The sequence below is a fragment of the Pseudoalteromonas sp. P1-9 genome (genome assembly GCF_001399975.1).
In the GTDB taxonomy this organism is placed as follows: domain Bacteria; phylum Pseudomonadota; class Gammaproteobacteria; order Enterobacterales; family Alteromonadaceae; genus Pseudoalteromonas.
This window is the reverse complement of sequence record NZ_LKBD01000093.1, coordinates 1-1,724: the sequence shown is the minus strand read 5'-3', so window position 1 is coordinate 1,724 and position 1,724 is coordinate 1. Positions and strand designations below refer to the sequence as shown.

Sequence of the window (1,724 nt, the reverse complement as noted above, 5' to 3'; positions counted from 1 at the left end):
ATAACGACCAAGACAATGACGGTATAATTGATGGCCAAGATAACGACCCATTAGTCGCAGCGGATAGTGATGGTGATGGTTGGGATAATGCGATAGAGCGTTCAGCCGGGGCATTAAATGAGCTCAACCCGAACGATGTTTGGAAAGATGTTGATAATGACGGTCGTCCACTTATTTTAGAAGTGTTGGAATCTAGAAATATTAACGCTAAAGACAATAAGATATTGGGTGAGCAAGCATCAGAAGTTAGAAACTTAGTGCTGCAAGCTTATGTAGATGTTATTTCACATCAATATATGCAATCTATTTACTATGACCAAAATAATCTTGGTGAGATAGATAATCAAATTGCAGGCATAACGAACTATACGCAATCTTTGGTTGGCTTATACCAAGACTTATTAATGGACTCGAATTCGGACTTGGCGACATTTAAGTTCTTAGGGAAAGCGTATTTGGCGAGCTTTAGTCGACAGGCAGACTTAGGTGGCTTCGGTTTCTACCGTGAACGCATGAGTTTAGGTAAATTTAGCAAACAAGATGTTGTAGACCGTTTAATTCAGTCGACAGAATTCACATCGCGCTATGGTGCTGATTTAAGCAATGAAGCCTTTGTGACGTTGGTTTATCAAAATGTATTAGGGCGAGAGCCGGACTCAACAGGTTTAACAGCTTGGACGAATAAGCTGAATAATGGCACGTTAACCCGTGGTGAATTAATGCTGCACTTCATTGAATCACCGGAGTATGAAGGAAAACAAGGTGATGAGCAGGTTGTAAGAAGCTTGAGTTTAGTGTTACGCAAGAAGAGTTTAACTTTGGCGGAAGCAGCGACTTATACAGACTGGTATAAGAATAATGCAAATGGTTTAACGTCTGTATTACGTGCTTACTTAGGGAGTGAAGAGTACTTTTTAAGAATGCAAAATACAGTATCGTTGAAGCAAGATAGCGATGATGATGAGCGCCCAGATTATATTGAGTTATTAGAAGGAACTCAGATGTCAGTAATGGATAACTCACCGGTTACGGATGATGCCTCGTTTGTTAAGCAAGTATACCGTGATTTAGCATCAGAGTTTTGGTCAGTTGATGATTTAGCAGCATCAGTAACTGCACTTGAGCAGGCTGCTAGTCGAGGTGACTGGATGGTGAGCTCGGGTGTTCTGACAAGTGATTCATTTATTAATGTTAAACAACCAATAGCGCGTTTGTACTTATCAGCCTTTTTACGTACAGCAGATTATGCAGGTTTAAATGCTTGGCAAAATAAGTATGAAAACGGTTTGTCCTTAGAAGATATTGCAAATCAGTTTACACAAAGTGGCGAGTTTACAGCACGCTATGGCACATTAAATAACAGTGATTTTGTGAATTTGATGTATCAAAACATATTTGACCGTAATGCAGATAGTGGTGGTTATACCTATTGGCTAAATAGGTTAAACAATGGTACAAGCCGTGGTGTGATGTTGATAAGCTTAAGTGAATCAGCGGAAGGTAAGAGTAGAATGGCAAGGAAAGTGGAAGTTTCGCTTTATTATCACTACTTACTAGAGCGCAAAGTGACCAACCAAGAGCTAACGGATGGTGTTAATGCACTTTGGAATAACCAACTTAATGTATTATTGAATGATATAGTGACGAGCTCGGAGTATGGCACTCGATTTTAGGGCTAGTTAAATAAGAAGCCGACTATTTTTCATAAAATAGTCGGCTTTTTT

Annotated in this window: 1 protein-coding gene; it reads left to right on the top strand. The window is 39.5% G+C overall.

All coding sequences use genetic code 11. The features are described 5' to 3' along the window. Positions 1 to 1,673: DUF4214 domain-containing protein (locus AN214_RS21645; protein ID WP_152960844.1), on the top strand; the 1,673-nt coding region annotated here is incomplete at its 5' end. Between the last annotated feature and the right edge of the window lie 51 nt (positions 1,674 to 1,724).